This is a genomic window from Promicromonospora sp. NPDC050262, from assembly GCF_040655935.1.
In the GTDB taxonomy this organism is placed as follows: Bacteria; Actinomycetota; Actinomycetes; order Actinomycetales; family Cellulomonadaceae; genus Promicromonospora.
The window spans coordinates 109,351-126,013 of sequence record NZ_JBFAKX010000007.1 but is presented as its reverse complement, the minus strand read 5'-3'; the positions used below and the strand labels follow the sequence as shown (position 1 = coordinate 126,013).

The 16,663-nt window shown below is 71.7% G+C and carries 8 protein-coding genes; all 8 read left to right on the top strand.

Features of this window, described 5'->3' with window-relative positions:
* The first annotated feature begins 7 nt into the window (after positions 1-7).
* A complete protein-coding gene (gene nuoL, locus AB0I29_RS13015; RefSeq protein WP_285100875.1) occupies positions 8-1,948 on the top strand; it encodes an NADH-quinone oxidoreductase subunit L in 1,941 nt (646 codons plus the stop codon).
* An 11-nt stretch (positions 1,949-1,959) separates the two neighbouring features.
* Positions 1,960-3,543, top strand: a complete 1,584-nt coding sequence (locus AB0I29_RS13010; protein ID WP_357481981.1) for an NADH-quinone oxidoreductase subunit M — start codon at positions 1,960-1,962, stop codon at positions 3,541-3,543.
* A complete protein-coding gene (gene nuoN / locus AB0I29_RS13005; RefSeq protein ID WP_357481979.1) occupies positions 3,540-5,309 on the top strand; it encodes an NADH-quinone oxidoreductase subunit NuoN in 1,770 nt (589 codons plus the stop codon). The genes AB0I29_RS13010 and nuoN overlap by 4 nt, the downstream gene beginning before the upstream one ends.
* 95 nt (positions 5,310-5,404) lie before the next feature.
* Entirely contained in the window at positions 5,405-6,394 is a 990-nt protein-coding gene (locus AB0I29_RS13000) for a polyprenyl synthetase family protein (RefSeq protein WP_357482173.1), read from the top strand.
* A gap of 40 nt (positions 6,395-6,434) precedes the next feature.
* The gene (locus tag AB0I29_RS12995; protein WP_357481977.1) at positions 6,435-7,835 is read left to right on the top strand and encodes an ATP-binding protein; all 1,401 of its coding nucleotides are present in this window, start codon (positions 6,435-6,437) and stop codon (positions 7,833-7,835) included.
* Positions 7,836-7,947: 112 nt separating this feature from the next.
* Positions 7,948-8,280 (top strand): CU044_2847 family protein, encoded by a 333-nt coding sequence (locus AB0I29_RS12990; protein ID WP_357481975.1) that lies wholly within the window; start codon positions 7,948-7,950, stop codon positions 8,278-8,280.
* Complete coding sequence (locus tag AB0I29_RS12985) at positions 8,277-10,277, top strand: serine protease (protein ID WP_285100881.1); 2,001 nt, start codon at positions 8,277-8,279, stop codon at positions 10,275-10,277. The genes AB0I29_RS12990 and AB0I29_RS12985 overlap by 4 nt, the downstream gene beginning before the upstream one ends.
* A 178-nt stretch (positions 10,278-10,455) precedes the next feature.
* Positions 10,456-16,557 (top strand): Ig-like domain-containing protein, encoded by a 6,102-nt coding sequence (locus tag AB0I29_RS12980; RefSeq protein WP_357481972.1) that lies wholly within the window; start codon positions 10,456-10,458, stop codon positions 16,555-16,557.
* Positions 16,558-16,663 lie beyond the last annotated feature (106 nt).

Sequence of the window (16,663 nt, the reverse complement as noted above, 5' to 3'; positions counted from 1 at the left end):
GAACGACGTGATCGGGCTTGCCCCCTGGCTGATCGGCTTCCCGCTGATCGGTGCGGCGATCCTGCTGCTGTGGCCCGTGGTGCTGGGCAGGAGGTCCATCGACCGCTGGGGCCACTGGCTCGGGGTCGCGGCCTCCGCAGCCTCCGGGGTCGTGGCCTTCATCCTGATGTTCCGCATGATCGGCACCCCCGCCGAGGGCCGCTCCGTGGACCACCACCTGTGGACATGGCTGTCCGCGGGCGGGCTGGACGTGGACCTCGGCCTCCGGCTGGACCCCCTCTCCCTGACCTTCGTGATGCTCGTGACCTTCGTGGGCACGCTCATCCACGTCTACTCCGTGGCCTACATGGACCACGACCCGGACCGGCGCCGGTTCTTCGCGTACCTGAACCTGTTCGTCGCGGCGATGCTCACGCTCGTCCTGGCCGACTCCTACCTCCTCCTCTTCGTGGGCTGGGAGGGTGTGGGTCTCGCGTCCTACCTGCTCATCGGGTTCTGGGACACGGGACGGCCCTCCGCACGCGAGAACGCGGTGGCGGCCAAGAAGGCGTTCGTCATGAACCGCATCGGCGACATGGGGCTCATCGCGGCGATGGCGCTGCTGTTCGCCCACGCGGGCGCCCTGGACTTCGGCACCGCCCTGTCCGACGACTCCGTCGGCTCGATGTCGCAGGCCACGGCCACCGCGGTCGGGCTCTGCCTGCTCCTGGCCGCGTGCGGCAAGTCGGCGCAGTTCCCGCTGCAGGCCTGGCTGGGTGACGCGATGGCCGGCCCGACGCCGGTCTCGGCGCTCATCCACGCGGCCACGATGGTCACCGCCGGCGTCTACCTCATGGTGCGCTCCGGCGCGATCCTGGAGGCGGCCCCGACGGCGCAGCTCGTCGTGGTGCTGGTCGGTGCCGTGACCCTGCTGTTCGGGGCGATCGTCGGCTGCGCCAAGGACGACATCAAGAAGGCCCTGGCCGCCTCCACGATGTCGCAGATCGGCTACATGATGCTCGCCGCGGGCCTCGGCCCGGCCGGGTACGCGTTCGCGATCTTCCACCTGCTCACCCACGGCTTCTTCAAGGCGGGGCTGTTTCTCGGCGCCGGCTCGGTGATGCACGCGATGGGCGACCAGACCGACATGCGGCGCTTCGGCGGGCTGTCGCGGTTCCTGCCCATCACCTGGATCACGATGGGCCTGGGCTGGCTGGCGATCCTCGGGATCCCGCCGTTCTCCGGCTTCTGGAGCAAGGACGGCATCATCGAGGCCGCCTTCATCCCGGTCGAGGGGCAGCCGTGGCGGGCCTGGGTGTTCGGCACGGTCGCGGTGCTCGGCGCCGCGATCACCGCGTTCTACATGACGCGCCTGTTCTTCATGACGTTCGGCGGACGCCGTCCGCGCTGGACCGAGGGCCAGCACCCGCACGAGGGCTCGCCGCTGATGTGGTGGCCCCTGGTGTTCCTCGGCGTCGGCTCCGCCGCGCTGGGCCTGGTGCTCGGCATCGGCGGCACGTTCACCACCTGGCTGGAGCCCGTGGTCGGGCACGCCGAGCACCACGAGCCCGTGCTGCCGGTCTGGCTGATCATCACCGCCACCCTCGTGGTCGTGGTGCTCGGGGCGCTGCTGGCGTTCCGGATGTACGCGGTCCAGCTCGTCCCCGAGGAGGCGCCGCGCGGCTCCGCGCTCACGCGGGCCGCCCGCAAGGACCTGTACCAGGACGCCGCGAACGAGACGCTCGTCGTGCGGCCCGCCTTCGGGCTGGCCCGCGTGGTCCAGGTGGGCGACCGCGACGTCGTCGACCGCGGCTGGAGCGTGCTGCCGCAGGCGGTCTCGTGGTTCGGCGGGGTGTTCCGCAAGGCGCAGACCGGGTACGTCCGCTCGTACGCGGCGGGCATGGCGGGCGGCGTCCTCGTGATCGCCGTCGTCGCCTGGCTCGTGGTGGGCCTCGGTGGTGCCCAGTGATCGGAGGAGAGATGTTTCCCTGGCTGACCGCCCTCATCGCCTGGCCGCTCGTCGGCGCGGTCGTGGTGGGGCTGGGCGCGCTCGGTCGCTCCCGCACCGGCTCCGCGAACGCGCGCACGGGCTTCGCCCGGCCGGCGGCGCTCGCGTTCTCGCTGGTGGAGGTGGCCCTGCTCGTCGGCGCGTTCCTCGCCTTCGACACGGGCGCCGCCGCCGAGCACCAGCTCGCCGAGACCCACGCGTGGATCCCGCAGATCGGCACCTCGTACGCCGTGGCCGTCGACGGCGTCGGCCTGCTGCTGGTCGCGCTGGCCGTGGTGCTGGTGCCGCTGGTGCTGCTGGCCGCCTGGAACGAGCAGGGGCGCGACCAGGTGCGACTGCGCCGGTTCGTCGGCCTCGTGCTGCTGCTCCAGGCGTTCATGGTGGCCGTGTTCTCGGCCCGCGACGTCTTCCTGTTCTACGTGCTGTTCGAGGCCATGCTGATCCCCGCGTACTTCCTCATCGGCGGGTTCGGGCAGGGTGCCGGACGGCGCCAGGCGGCCGTGAAGTTCCTGATGTTCAGCCTGGGCGGCGGGCTGATCATGCTCGCCGCGGTGATCGCCCTGTACTTCCTCGCGGTCAGCGTGGGCGTGGACCCGAGCAGGGCGTTCCTCGTGGACGAGCTCGTCGGGGTCGACCTGGGCACCACGGCCGAGCGCCTCATGTTCATCGGGTTCTTCATCGCCTTCGCGATCAAGGCCCCGATGGTCCCGGTGCACAGCTGGCTGCCCGACGTCGCGGGGAACGCGACCCCCGGCACGTCCACCCTGCTGATCTGCGTGCTGGACAAGGTCGGCACCTTCGGGATGCTGACGCTCTGCCTGCCGCTGTTCCCGGAGGCGTCCCGCTGGGCGGCGCCGTTCGTGATCGCGCTCGCCGTGATCTCGGTGCTGTACGGCGCGATCATGGCGATCATGCAGACCGACCTGCTGCGGCTGGTCGGCTGGACCTCGGTGAGCCACTTCGGCTTCATCATCCTGGGCATCTTCACCTTCACGCCGCTCGGCACCGCCGGGTCGAGCTTCATGATGCTCAACCACGGCCTCGCCACCGGAGCGCTGTTCCTCGTGGCCGGATTCCTCGTGTCCCGGCACCCGGAGCGGTCGCAGCGGATCACGGACTACCGCGGCCTGCGGTCGGTCACCCCGGTGCTCGCCGGCACGTTCCTCGTGGCGGGCCTGGCGACGCTGTCGCTGCCCGGCCTGGCCACGTTCGTCAGCGAGATCATGGTGCTGATCGGCGCGTTCTCCGGGGCCCCCGCCGGCTCGGCCGCCTGGACCGTCGCGGCGATCCCGGGCGTGGTGCTCGCCGCGGTCTACGTGCTGCTGACCTACCAGAAGATCTTCACCGGGGCGCCGGCCGAGGGTCTGGAGGCCCTGCCCGACCTCAAGGCGCGTGAGCGCATCGTCGCGGCCCCGCTGGTGGCCGGACTCCTGGTGCTCGGCCTGGTGCCGGGCCTCGCCCTGACCTACGTGGACGCGCCGGCCGAGCAGTCGGCGGCGATCACGGCGGTCGACGAACCGGCGGACGCCGCCGCGCAGATGGGGAGCGACAAGTGAACGAGTTCGTGGCACCCGAGATCGACTGGCTCGCCCTCGCACCGCTGATCGTGGTGCTGGGCGCGGGCGTGGTCGGCGTGCTCCTCGAGGCGTTCGTCCCGGCCAGGGCGCGCCGCGTGACCCAGATCGTGCTCACCCTGGCCGCCCTGGCCGGCAGCGTCGCGTTCGTGGCGGTGCTGTGGCCGCAGATCGTGGCGCAGCCCGTCCAGGTGGTCGGCGGCAGCGTGACGCTGACGCCGTTCGCGCTCGGCGCGCAGGGCATCATCGCGGTGCTCGCGTTCCTGGGCGTGCTCGTGGTGGCCGACCGCACCGCCACCGGCCAGGACGCGTTCGCGCCCACGGCCGCGGCGGTGCCCGGCACCTCGTACGAGGACCTGGCCCGCCGGTCCGGCCTGGAGCAGACCGAGATCTACCCGCTGCTGCTGTTCGCGGCGGGCGGCATGATGCTCTTCGCCGCCACCGACGACCTGATCGTCATGTTCATCGCGCTCGAGGTGCTGTCGCTCCCGCTGTACGTGCTGTGCGCCACGGCGCGCCGCCGCCGGCTGCTCTCGCAGGAGGCCGCGGCCAAGTACTTCCTGCTCGGCGCGTTCGCCTCGGCGCTGTTCATCTTCGGCGTCGCGCTGATCTACGGGTTCGCCGGCACGGTGCGGCTCCTGGAGATCGCCCAGGCGGTACAGCAGGGCGGCCTGCCCCTGGAGGGCATGACCGGGCTGCTCGTGGCCGGCGTGCTGCTGGTGACGGTCGGCCTGCTGTTCAAGGTGGGCGCCGTGCCGTTCCACGCGTGGACGCCCGACGTCTACACCGGCGCGCCCACGCCCATCACCGGGTTCATGGCCGCGTGCACCAAGGCGGCGGCCGTCGCGGCGCTGGTCGAGGTGCTGTACCGCATCTCGATCGGCGTGCAGGCCGTCAGCCCGGAGACCATGCGGCAGCTCCAGGTGGTCATCGTGGTGGTCGCGGTCCTGACCATGGCCGTCGGGACGGTGATCGGCTCGGTGCAGACCGACGTGAAGCGCCTGCTGGCGTACTCGTCGATCGCGCACGCGGGCTTCCTGCTCGTGGGCATCGCGGGCTTCAGCTCGCAGGTCCAGTCCTCCACGCTCTTCTACCTGCTGGCCTACGGCGTCGCCACGATCGGTGCGTTCGCCGTGGTCACGCTGGTCCGGGAGCGCCGGGTCACCGCCGGCGCCGGCGAGGACAACGGTCCGGTCGAGGACGACGGCGTGGTGCTCGGCGAGGCCACGGAGATCGCGCAGTGGGCCGGCCTGGGGCGCAAGGCCCCATGGCTCACCGCCGCGTTCGCCCTGTTCCTGCTGTCGATGGCGGGCATCCCGCTCACCGCCGGGTTCATTGCCAAGTTCGGCGCGTTCAGCGGGGCGACATCGGGCGGGCTGTGGTGGCTCGCGGTGCTGGGTGTCATCGCGTCGGTGGTCGCCGTCGCGTTCTACCTGCGGCTGCTGGTGGTCATGGTGTTCCAGCCCGCCCCGATCACGCCGGGGGTCGAGCCCGCCGAGGGCGAGGTCCTGACGAGCGCGGCCGGCGAGGGCAGTGCGGGCGAGGTCGGTGAGGCCGCGGCCGGCGGCGTCGCCACCGCGACCAAGGTGCAGGCCACAGCCGCGCAGCGGGTCGTGGTGACGGTGGTGCGGTCCCGGGGTCCGGCCGCCGTGGCGATCGCTGTCTGCGCGGTCGCGACGGTGATTCTCGGCGTTTTCCCCTCCCTGGTTCTTAATCTGGCGGCAGAGGCAAGTAAGTTCGTGCCGTGACCTCCGTACCGCTGCCGCCCCAGACGACGACGGGTACGTCGGCGTCGACACCGCCGGCCGCTCCGACTGACCTGCCCGACCCGACCGCGCTCGGCCTGCCGATCACGGACCCGGAGCTGGCGTCCCGTCTCGCGGATCGGCTGACGGTGGTCGACGACGCGCTGTCGGACGCCGTCTCCAGCGCCGACAAGCTGGCGGACGGCGCCTCGCGGCACCTCGTCGACGCCGGCGGCAAGCGGTTCCGGCCGCTGCTCACCCTGCTCACGGGCGAGCTCGGCGACGGCGCGGCCCCCGGCGTCGTCGACGCCGCCGTGGTGGTCGAGCTGACGCAGGTCGCCTCGCTGTACCACGACGACGTCATGGACTCGGCGCCGATGCGCCGGGGCGCACCGGCGGCGCACATGGTGTGGGGCAACTCGGTGGCGATCCTGGTGGGCGACATGCTCTTCGCCCGGGCCTCGGCCCGGGTGGCTGAGCTGGGTCCCGAGGCCGTGATCCTGCAGTCCCGCACGTTCGAGCGGATGTGCATGGGGCAGCTGCACGAGACCATGGGCCCGGACGACGGCGAGGACGCCGTGGCCCACTACCTCCAGGTGCTGTCGGACAAGACGGCGTCGCTGCTGTCGGCGTCGGCCCGCCTGGGCGCCATGCTCTCCGGTGCGCCGCAGGAGCAGGTCGAGGCCGTGGGCGCGTTCGGCGAGAAGGTCGGCGTCGCGTTCCAGCTCGCCGACGACGTGCTCGACGTCGCGTCGTCGGGCGAGACCTCGGGCAAGACGCCGGGCACCGACCTGCGGGAGCACGTGCCGACCATGCCGGTGCTGCTGCTGCGCCAGCACGTCGCCTCGGGCTCCGCCACGGACGAGGACCGGGACCTGCTCGCGACGCTCGACGGCGACCTGTCGTCCGACGAGGTGCTGACGGCCGCCCTGCAGCGCCTGCGGGCGCACCCCGTGCTCGCCGACACCCGGGAGCTCGCGGTGCGCTGGGCGCGCGAGGCGGCCGCGGAGCTGGCGCCGCTGCCGGACGGGCCGGTCAAGGACTCCCTGGAGCAGTTCGCCCAGGCCCTGGCGGACCGGGCGGTCTGAGATCCGCTCGAATCTACTCTAACAATGTTAGAGTAAATTCATGTACGCCGCGGAGGTAGACCAGACGTTGACTCTCCCGCTGGAGGAGGCGCTCGACGGTCTTGCCCGGACGCCCGAGGGGCAGTGGTTCGAACGCAAGTCCGGCCGGGTCGATCCGAAAGACCTGGCGGTCCCGCTCGTTGCGTTGGCGAACGCCGAGGGTGGTTGCGTCGTCGTCGGATTCCACGACGGCGCGGTCGACGGTGTGCCACGGGCACGGGTCAACGCCCTTCGTCAGGCCGCCCAGGACTTCACCCGGCCCGTCGTCCGGGCACGTGTCGAGGAGATCGAGCTGGCGGGCGGCGGCTGCATCCTGATCCTGCGGGTCGATCCGGGGGAGACTGTCCACGAGACGGCCAAGGGAGACGTGTATCTGCGGGTCGGAGACGAGTCGCGGCGACTCGGCTTCGCCCAACGTCAAGAGCTTGAGTTCGACCGAGGTTCGGCACCGTTCGACGGCACGCGGGCTCGTGTCGAGATCGACGACCTCGACCCTGATCAGGTGGCGGCGTATCAGCTCGCCATCGGGTCGACGTCCCCCGAGGGGATGCTGCGTGCGCGCGGCCTGCTGGCTCGTGGCGGTCATCCGACGGTCGCTGCGTATCTCCTGTTCGGGGCGTCACCTCAGGCGCTCTATCCCAACGCGCACGTACGTGTGCTGCGATACACCGAGGTGGACCGTGGCTCGGGGGCGCGGCTCACGCTGGACGACGATGCGGACGTGCGGTGCGAAGGGTCGATCCCGCAGCAGATCGACCAGGCGGCTCGCGAGATCGAGCGGCTGCTCCCTCGCCGGAGGGCCCTCGCCGGCTCGGGCCGTTTCGAGGCGGCAGGGATCGTGCCGCGTGACGCATGGCTGGAAGGTCTCGTGAACGCGGTGCTGCACAGGTCCTACAGCATGATCGGTGACCACATCCGGGTCGAGATCTTCCCCGATCGCGTAGAGATCTCGAGCCCTGGTCGCTTTCCCGGGATCGTCGACCCGGACCGCCCGCTCGACATCAGCCGGTACGCCCGCAACCCCCGCATCGCACGGGTGTGCTCGGACCTGGGCATCGCTCAGGAGCTCGGCGAAGGAATCCGTCGGATGTTCGACGAGATGCGCGCCCGCGGCCTGACCGATCCGATGTACACGCAGACCCAGAGCGGGGTGCGATTGATCTTGTCGGCGCTCGACACGTTGCCTCAGGAGATCGCCGATCAGCTCTCCCGGGGCACGCGGCACGTGCTGGACGTGCTCCGCGGGGCCGGGCGGCCCTTGGGGACCGGGCAGGTTGCAGAGGTGGCGGAGGTCGCCCGCCCGACCGCCATCCGGCACCTGCTGCGACTGCAGGAGCTGGGGGTCGTCGTGTGGGAGGGCCAGTCGTCGAAGGACCCCAGAGCCGTGTGGCGCGTCTCCTGACTGGCGAACGACGGTAAAGAAATATCACAAAATTGCGTGCAAAGCGCAATTTGCGCTGGTAATTTCTTGGCTGCCGTGGCGCGGTGCCCCGGTCCTGGGTGGTGGAGGCCTCGTGGTGCGTTTGGAGAAATTGGCGTTGGGCAATGGCACGGAAGTGCTGGTCGAGGTCGAGGAGCGCGCCCCAGGTCCTGGTACGCGGCCGGTGAGTCGGGGGCCGGGCCGCGGTGTCAAGGCGACGCTGGACGAGGCCCTCGACGACCTGCGCGGTGTCGTCGAGGCCGTTGACACGAAGATGCGGTCGCTGGCCGTCTCACCGGACGAGATCACGCTCGCACTCGGCGTGAGCATGACGACCGAGGCCGGCGTCGTCATCGCCAGAGCGTCGACCGAGGCCAACCTGAGCCTGACGCTTCGGTGGTCCAGCAACCGTGAGGGGCAGCGATGAGCGCGCGCCACGAAGCCCCCTGGACGGTTCGGATCAGGGACGCGTCGGGCAAGATCCATGGTGCGGGCTTCCTGGTCGAACCCGATCTCGTGTGCACCTGCGCCCACGTGGTCCAGGATGTCCTTGGGCTGGAGGAGACCGACGGCAGGGTCCCGCGGCTGCCGGTGCCCGTCGAACTCATGATCACTGGTGAGCGCCGGGTCGGCCGAGTTGTCGCCTGGGTGCCGGGCAAGGAAGCAGTCGAGCGAGTCAGCGTCGAAGAGCTTGCGCACAACGGGATCCAAGACCTGCGGGTCCCCGCGGAGATGGACGGCGACGACATCGCGGTCCTGCGCTTGGAGGAGGGCTACGAGGGCGCGGACGTCGTCCGACTCGCTTCGCCGCGGAGCGTCTACGGGCACACTTATCGGACCTTCGGCTTCCCCGAGGGGTACGACACCGGACAGTCGTCGCAGGGAGAGTTCCGGTCCGCCGACAGCCTCGGCCGCGTCCAGATGAACACCGGGGCGCAAGAGGAGCCGATCACGGGCGGGTACAGCGGTGCGGCCGTGTGGGACGCGGAGGCCGGCGCTGTGGTCGGCATGGTGGCGGAGTCGGACCAGCGGTTGATCGCCCGGATGATCCCCGCGCACCACCTCGCCGACCGCCTCCGCTGGATCCACCCCGGGTACGAGGACGCGGAGGCTCAGGTCGGTCCGCTCGTCTTCGCCGGCGAGCGGCACACCGGCAAGCGCAGCCTGGCCAACGCGATCCGCCTGAACTGGTTCGCCGCCAAGCGGCAGTTCTTCGGAACGCCGAACGTCCTGATGAGCGAGACCGAGGGGTGGCGCCTGCTGGTCGAGTGGCTCCGGCAGTACGACAAGCCGGACAGCGAGGCAGGCGAGGAAGTGCGGGAGCTCATCGATGGGCGCCTTCGCTCCGGCATCCCTGCCGATTTCATGGTGTTCTTCCTGCTGGCCTGGCTCGACCCGGACCACGACCCGGTGTGGCGCGGCCGGCGCGTGACGTATGAGTACCTCTGCGAGATGGTGTTGCCCCCACTCCCGGAAGACATCGTGAGCGTGGAGCAGTTCCTCCGCGGCGGCCTGGCCAACTTCGAGCGGCTGACGATCTGGCGCCAGCTCGACACCTCGATCTTCTGGGAGGCGCTCTCGCGCTTCAATGGGTTCGAGGGTGCGCGTCGCCACTATCAGAACTGGATGCGCGCGCGGAAGGACTGGGACCGCTGGTGGGACACCAGTGTTCCGGCCCGCGGAGTGCAGATCTTCTCGTCGTTCGGACGGCGCGCACTGGCCCACGCGGTGCTCCTGAATGCCGTTCTGCCGGCGCCGGAGGCCGCAGATGTGCGGACCCTGCGAATGACCCGGTACGCGCACCCTGGCTCCGAACCTGGTGGCGTCCCCTGGTACGACGAGTTCATGCAGGCACATCAGGAACGGTCGCCCATCTGGTGGGTGGGCGTGACGCTCCTGTCACGCTACGCCTGGGAGCATGAGCTCACCGCGCGCCCCAACGATCTCAAAGCGTTCGCTCGGGCCGGTGTCTGGACTGGCATGCATGCGGGAGTCCTTCTGCTGGGCTGCCTGGTCGGCGGGGGTTTGCTTGCCCTGGCCTCGGGTGGGGGCTCCGTGTTCGGTGCGGCGCTCTTCACGGCGTTCGCCGTCGACATCACCGCGCTGATCGTGCTGGGCCGTGCTGCCTTTGGTGCTGGAGGCAGGTACCGGCCGCCGTTCAACGACCGTGTGCGGCTGATCGCCTCGTTCCGCGACCGCCGGGGACGGACTGTCGCGAAGGTGGGAGCTGGAGCCGTGATCGTGCTGATGTTCCAGGTGCCCGTCCTGGGTGTCGCTGTCGCGGTGGGCTTGACGATCTGGCTCGCGAGGACCGCCGCCACATGGCAGCAGTACTTCGTGGAGGTGCACAAGGCCAGGCACGCCCGGTATTGCGCCGAGCTGGCGGAGCGGTTCGTCGGACGTCGGAACGTGGCGTCTGTATAGGGCACCGCTAGCTCCACCGACGGGAACCTGTTGGGCTTCGTACTGTGGATCGGCCAGCATCGCGCCGTCGTCCACCGACGATGAATTCACCCGCACGGGAGACCCTCTAACGTGCCGGTTGTCGGAGGCAACGGCTAGGCTGCCGCCACCGCCGTTGATCAAGACTTGAGGAAGACCTGTGCCCGGATTGAAGGTGTCGCCGCGCTCGGCCGTCTCCGGCGGCGTCGTCGCCGTCTTCGCCGGGGCCCTGATCCTGCTGTCGGTGCTGCAGCAGGGTGAGTCCACCGCCGAGGTCGACCTCGACGACTCCGGCGTCTGGGTCACCAAGACGTCAGCGGGGCTGCTCGGACGGTTCAACAACGAGGCACAGGCGATGGACGGCACGCTGCTGTCCGGCTCGTCGACGTTCGACGTGCAGCAGGCCGAGTACCGGGTCCTGATGACGGACGCGGGTACCGCCACGGCGAGCCCCGTCGATCCGGCGCAGCTCGTCCTGGACGGCACCATGACCGCGCCCGCCGGCGCCGTCATCGCGTCCGGCGGGCACACCACGGCGGTGCTGGACCCGGAGGACGGCCGGCTGTGGGTGCTCCCGTTCGAGGCCGCCGTCCAGTTCAGCGCGGCCGACCTGGAGCCGACGGCGCTGCTCGGGCCGGGTGCCCGGGTCGCCGTCGCGACGGACGGCACGGTCTTCGGCGCCGCCCCCGCCAAGGGCCGGATCGCCACCGTGCTGACGACCGGCTCGGGCACCGTGGACACGGTGACGGACGCGGAGCTGCCGGTCGGCAAGGACGCCGAGATCGAGGTGACCGCCGTCGGCGACCGGCCGGTGGTCCTGGACCGCACCGCGGCCACACTGGTGCTGCCCGGCGGTGACGTCGTGGAGCTGGCCGGCGGGGCCGAGGCCCGGCTCCAGCAGCCGTCGGCTGAGGCCGACGCCGTCGTCGTGGCGACGACCAAGGGTCTGGTCACCCAGCCGCTCGACGGCGGCAGCTCGACCACCCGGGTGGGCCAGGGCACCCCGGCGGCGCCCGTGCAGCTCGGCGGCTGCACCTTCGGCGCCTGGTCGGGCACCGGCCGGGTGGTCCGGGACTGCGAGGGCACGGACCTCGACGTGGACGAGCTGCTCGAGGGCGCGGACGGCGAGCTGGCCTACCGGGTCAACCGCCAGGTGATCGTGCTGAACGACGTCACGGCGGGCACGCTGTGGATGGCCGCGGACGACTTCGAGAAGGTCGACGACTGGGACCTGAAGCTGCCCGAGGACGCCGAGGGCGAGAAGACCGAGGCCGAGACCACCACGCCCGAGATGGTGGACCAGTTCATCGCGCAGCGGGACAAGCCCAACCGGCCGCCCGCGCCGAAGGACGACTCGATCGGGGTCCGGCCCGGCCGGACCACCGTGCTCGACGTGCTGGGCAACGACCTCGACCCCGACGGCGACGTGATGACGGCGTCGATCGCGGAGCCCGCCGGCAGGGTGGCCGGCACGGGAGCCTCGGACATCTCGGTGGACCGCGTGCTGGACGGCGCGGCGCTGCAGGCGAACGTGCCGGAGACGGCGACGGGCAGCACCACCTTCATCTACACCGTGGACGACGGTCGTGGCGGCACCGCCGACGCGAAGGTGCAGGTGCGCGTGGTGCCGCTGAGCGAGAACAAGGCGCCCGCGCCGAAGGGCGAACCGGTGCTGCGCGTCGCGCAGGGCGGGGACGCGTCGACCAAGGTGCTGCCGTTCTGGCGGGACCCCGAAGGTGACGACCTCGTCCTGTCGAGCGCGACCACCGCGGACCCGATGGACGAGGTGCGGTTCCGCCCGGACGGCACCGTCGAGTTCCGCGACGGCGGCACCACGACGGGCCGCAAGATCGTGGACCTCACGGTGTCGGACGGGCTCGACCAGGTGGGCACCGGCAGGCTGCTCGTCGACGTGATCGCCACGCAGGAGCCGCCGGTCGCCGTGGCCGACCACGTGACCGTCCTGGCCGGCGACCCGGTCACGGTCCGGCCGCTGCGCAACGACTCCGACCCGAACGGCGACCGGCTGCGCCTGGTCAGCGTCTCCGAGCAGGAGCCGGCCACCATCACGGAGAACTACGCCGCGGGGACCTTCCGGTTCGTGAGCCAGGAGCCCGCCAGCTACGACATCACCTACCAGGTCAGCGACGGCCCGGGCTCGACGATGGGCCTGGTGCGCGTCGACGTGCTCCCGCCGCCCGACGCCGCGGGCCCGCCCGTGGTCGTGGCCGACACCGTGCTGCTCCCCGCGGGCGGCTCGGCGCTCGTGGACGTCCTGGCGAACGACTCCGACCCGGGCGGCGGCGTGCTGGTGGCGTCCTCGGTGGAGGCCGAGGCGGGCGTCACGGCTGTGGTGCTGGACCACCACGTGCTGCGGGTCGCCGAGACCGAGCGCCTGGACCGGCCCGTGACCCTGCGGTACACCGCGTCCAACGGCACGGAGACCGCCGTCGGGCAGGTGCGGGTGGTGCCGATCGCCGCGCCGACCAAGCTGCGCCCGCCCGAGGCCGCGGCGGACGAGGCGACCGTCCACACGGGCGACATCGTGACCGTCCCGGTGCTCAAGAACGACTCCCACCCGGACGGGCTCGAGCTGAAGCTCACGCCCGAGCTGGTGGAGGAGCCGGACGTCGGCGAGGCCTTCGTGTCCGAGGGCACGGTGCGGTTCCGTGCCGGTTCCGAGGCCGGGACCGCGCACCTGGTCTACGAGGTGCGGGACAGCAACAACCAGAAGGACTCCGCGCAGGTCACGATCAACGTCACCGACACCCTGGAGAACGCGGCGCCGCAGCCGCCGGACACCACGGCGCGCGTGCTCGCGGGCGCGGTCACGCGGATCCCGCTGCCGCTCGACGGCAGCGACCCCGACGGTGACCACGTGACGCTCGACGGTCTCTCGGCGCCGCCGTCGCAGGGGACCGCCCGCGTCGTCGACGGGTTCCTCGAGTACGAGGCGTCCCGGGAGTCCGCGGGCGCGGACGAGTTCCGGTACGCCGTCTCCGACACGCGCGGCGCCACCGCCGAGGGCACGGTCGCGGTGGGCATCGCGCAGCCGCCGGGCGTCAACCAGCCGCCCACCGCGGGCGACGACGAGACGCTCGTCCGGCCCGGCCGCGACGTCGCGGTGGACGCGCTGGCCAACGACTCCGACCCGGACGGCGACCAGGTCGGCCTGGTGCCGAAGTCGTTCGAGGGTGCGGAGGGGTTGGACCCGGAGGTCGTCGAGGACCAGGTCGTCGTCACGACGCCACGCGAGGAGGGGACCCAGACCTTCTACTACGGCATCGAGGACACGTACGCGGCCCGCGCCACCGGCGCGATCACGGTCCAGGTCGCCAAGGACGCGCCCCTGCTGCGGCCGGTGGCCCGCGACGACGTGGTGCCGCCCACCGAGGTCACCTCCGACACCGTGACCGTGGACGTGCTGGGCAACGACACCGACCCCGACGGGGTCGCGAGCGACCTGACGGTCGCCGTGGTCGGCGACGACGGCGAGCAGCCCGCCGGCGTCACGCTCGGTGAGGGTGGCGAGGTCACCGTGGCGCTCACCGAGGACCCGCAGGTGCTCACCTACACCGTCACCGACCTGGACGACCTGACGGCCAAGGCGTTCCTGCGGGTGCCGCGTGATGGCTCGCTGCCGCACCTGAGGCAGCCGGTCGAGGCGCTGCGCACCTTCGCGGGCGAGACGCTCGAGATCGACATCGCCGACCACGTCGTGGTGGCCGACGGGCACGAGCCGCGGTTCACGGTCGAGGAGAAGGTGTCCGCCGTCGAGGGCACCCGCGAGGTCACCGGTCCCACCACGCTCACGTTCACGTCGGACGAGGACTACGTGGGCCCGGCCTCCGTCACCTTCGAGGTGACCGACGGCGACGGCCCCGACGACCCCGAGGGCCGGACCGCGGTGCTCACCCTCCCGATCGACGTGCGGGCCAGCCGCAACCAGCCGCCCGAGATCAAGGGGACGGCCCTGCTCGAGGTCGCCGCGGGCGAGGAGGCGGCGCTCGACCTGTCGCGCGTCGTGGTGGACCCGGAGGGCGACCCGCTGACCGTCGAGCTCACCGGCGGGGCCGAGGGCATCACGTTCGGCACCGAGGGGTCGACCGTCCTCGCGCAGGCGCAGGCCGCGGTGCCGAAGGGCACCCGCGTCACCGTCCCGTTCACGGTGTCCGACGGCGGGCACCCGCCCGTCGCCGGGGACCTCGCCGTCACGGTCGTGGCCTCGACGCGCCCGCTGGCGCGCGCCAACCCGGACGAGGTGCGCGACGCGCACCAGGGCGAGGCCGCCACGGTGGACGTGCTCGCGAACGACGCCAACCCCTTCCCGCAGGAGCCGCTGACGGTGGTCGGCGCCGTGGTCGAGACGGGCGAGGGCTTCGCCGAGGCGACGGGCTCCACGGTGGTCGTGACGCCGTCGGACGACTTCGTGGGCGCGATGGTGGTGCGGTACCGGGTGGCCGACGCGACCGCCGACGTCAGCCGCGAGGTCGAGGGCACGGTCCGGCTGACCGTGCTGGGCCGGCCGGAGGCGCCGCGCGCCCCGCAGGTCGAGGAGGTGCGGTCCGGGACGGTCGTGCTGGCGTGGGACCCGCCGTCGGACAACGGCGCCGAGATCACCGGGTACACGGCCCGGTCCGGCAAGGGCGACGTCACCGAGTGCCGGTCGACGACGTGCACCGTCTCCGGCCTCAAGAACGACGTGGTCTACAACTTCACCGTCACGGCGACCAACGAGGTCGGGGAGTCCGACCCGTCCGGGCCGTCGGAGGACGCCCGCCCGGACGAGAAGCCCGACAAGCCGGAGCCGCCGTCGCTGACGTTCGGCGACTCGTCGCTCGCGGTCTCGTGGAAGAACCGGGCCTACACCGACCGGTCGCCGATCGAGTGCGTGAACCTGGAGATCAGCCCCGCCCCGGCCGACGGCGTGATCCAGAAGTCCTGCGTCACCGGCACCCGGATCGTGTGGGACGGCCTGGCCAACGGCACCGCCTACACGGTGACGGTGCAGGCCGTGAACGCGGCACCGGACCCCTCGGACTGGAGCGACGCCTCCGCGCCGGAGACCCCCGCCGCACCGCCCGCCCAGCCCGCGGCCCCGACCGCGCAGCGCGTGGACAATGCGCTCGGCGGGCAGATCACGGTCGCGTGGACCGAGCCGGCGAACAACGGCGACCCGGTGGAGAAGTACTACCTGGACGTCTTCGAGGACGGTGCCAAGGTCGAGACCCAGACGGTGACGGGCACCTCGCGCGTCGTCTCGGGGCTCTCCGCGGAGGCCTCCTACACGTTCGCGGTCACGGCCGAGAACAAGGCGGGGAAGTCCCCGGCCAGCGACCGGTCGGCCGCGCAGGTGCCGTACGGACAGCCGCAGGTCCCGGGCACGCCGACGGCGGCGCTCGGCTCCACCACGAGCGGCCAGGCCGACGTGAGCTGGGGCGGGATCGCGTCGGGCGACTTCCGCGGCCCGGGCCACCGGTACGAGGTGCTGGCCAACGGCGGGGGCACCCCCGCGAACGCGGGGACCGCCACCTCGTACACGTTCCAGGGTCTCGGCAACGGCACGGCGTACCGGTTCCAGGTGCGCGCCTGCAACCAGTACACGTGCTCGGCGTGGACGGCGAGCTCGAACGCCGTGACCCCGTACACGACCCCGGGCGCCCCGGGCGTGAGCTGGACGCTGCGCTCGTCCTCCGAGGGCCGGTTCACCGTGTCGCCCCCGGGCAGCAACGGCGGCCGGGCCGTGGAGTCGATGCGGTACCGCGTCAACGGCGGCGGCTGGCAGAACATGGCCGCGTCGGGCGGCACCGTCGACGTCGGGCCCGCGTACAGCACGAGCTACACGATCGATGCGCAGGCCTGCAACGCGGCCGGGTGCGGCACCACGGCGTCGGGCAGCGGACGGACCAACTCGAACCCGGCCAACCGCAGCTTCACCATCTCGAAGGGCGCCGACGGGTCGACGTCGTCCGGCTGCCAGCAGGGCGCCGCGTGCCGGTGGATCAACATGAGCATCACCGGGTGGGAGCCGAACACGGCGTTCACCATGCGCTGCCTCACCACGGTGCGTCAGCCCGCGGGCCAGGTGTACTTCCCCCGGTGGGAGCAGGGCGAGTGGTGGGGGCAGGCGTGGGGCGTGCCGCTGCGCACGGACGGCAACGGCAACTGGTCGGGGCAGACCGACTGCATGCACGGCTACACCGGCGCCTACACCTGGATCGAGACCCAGCAGCTGGGGGAGTCGAACCACCTGCTCTGGTGAACGGATGAGATTGCGCCGACACGGTCGCGACACTCCGGCCGCTTACCAGACGAACTCCTACAATCTGGACGGGCGGCATGGGTAGTCCTGCCCACTGAAATTCCAC

Coding starts and splice junctions, on each gene's coding strand:
- AB0I29_RS12985 (WP_285100881.1), top strand. CDS start 8,277: ATGAGCGCGCGCCACGAAGCCCCCTGGACGGTTCGGATCAGGGACGCG.
- AB0I29_RS12995 (WP_357481977.1), top strand. CDS start 6,435: ATGTACGCCGCGGAGGTAGACCAGACGTTGACTCTCCCGCTGGAGGAG.
- AB0I29_RS13010 (WP_357481981.1), top strand. CDS start 1,960: ATGTTTCCCTGGCTGACCGCCCTCATCGCCTGGCCGCTCGTCGGCGCG.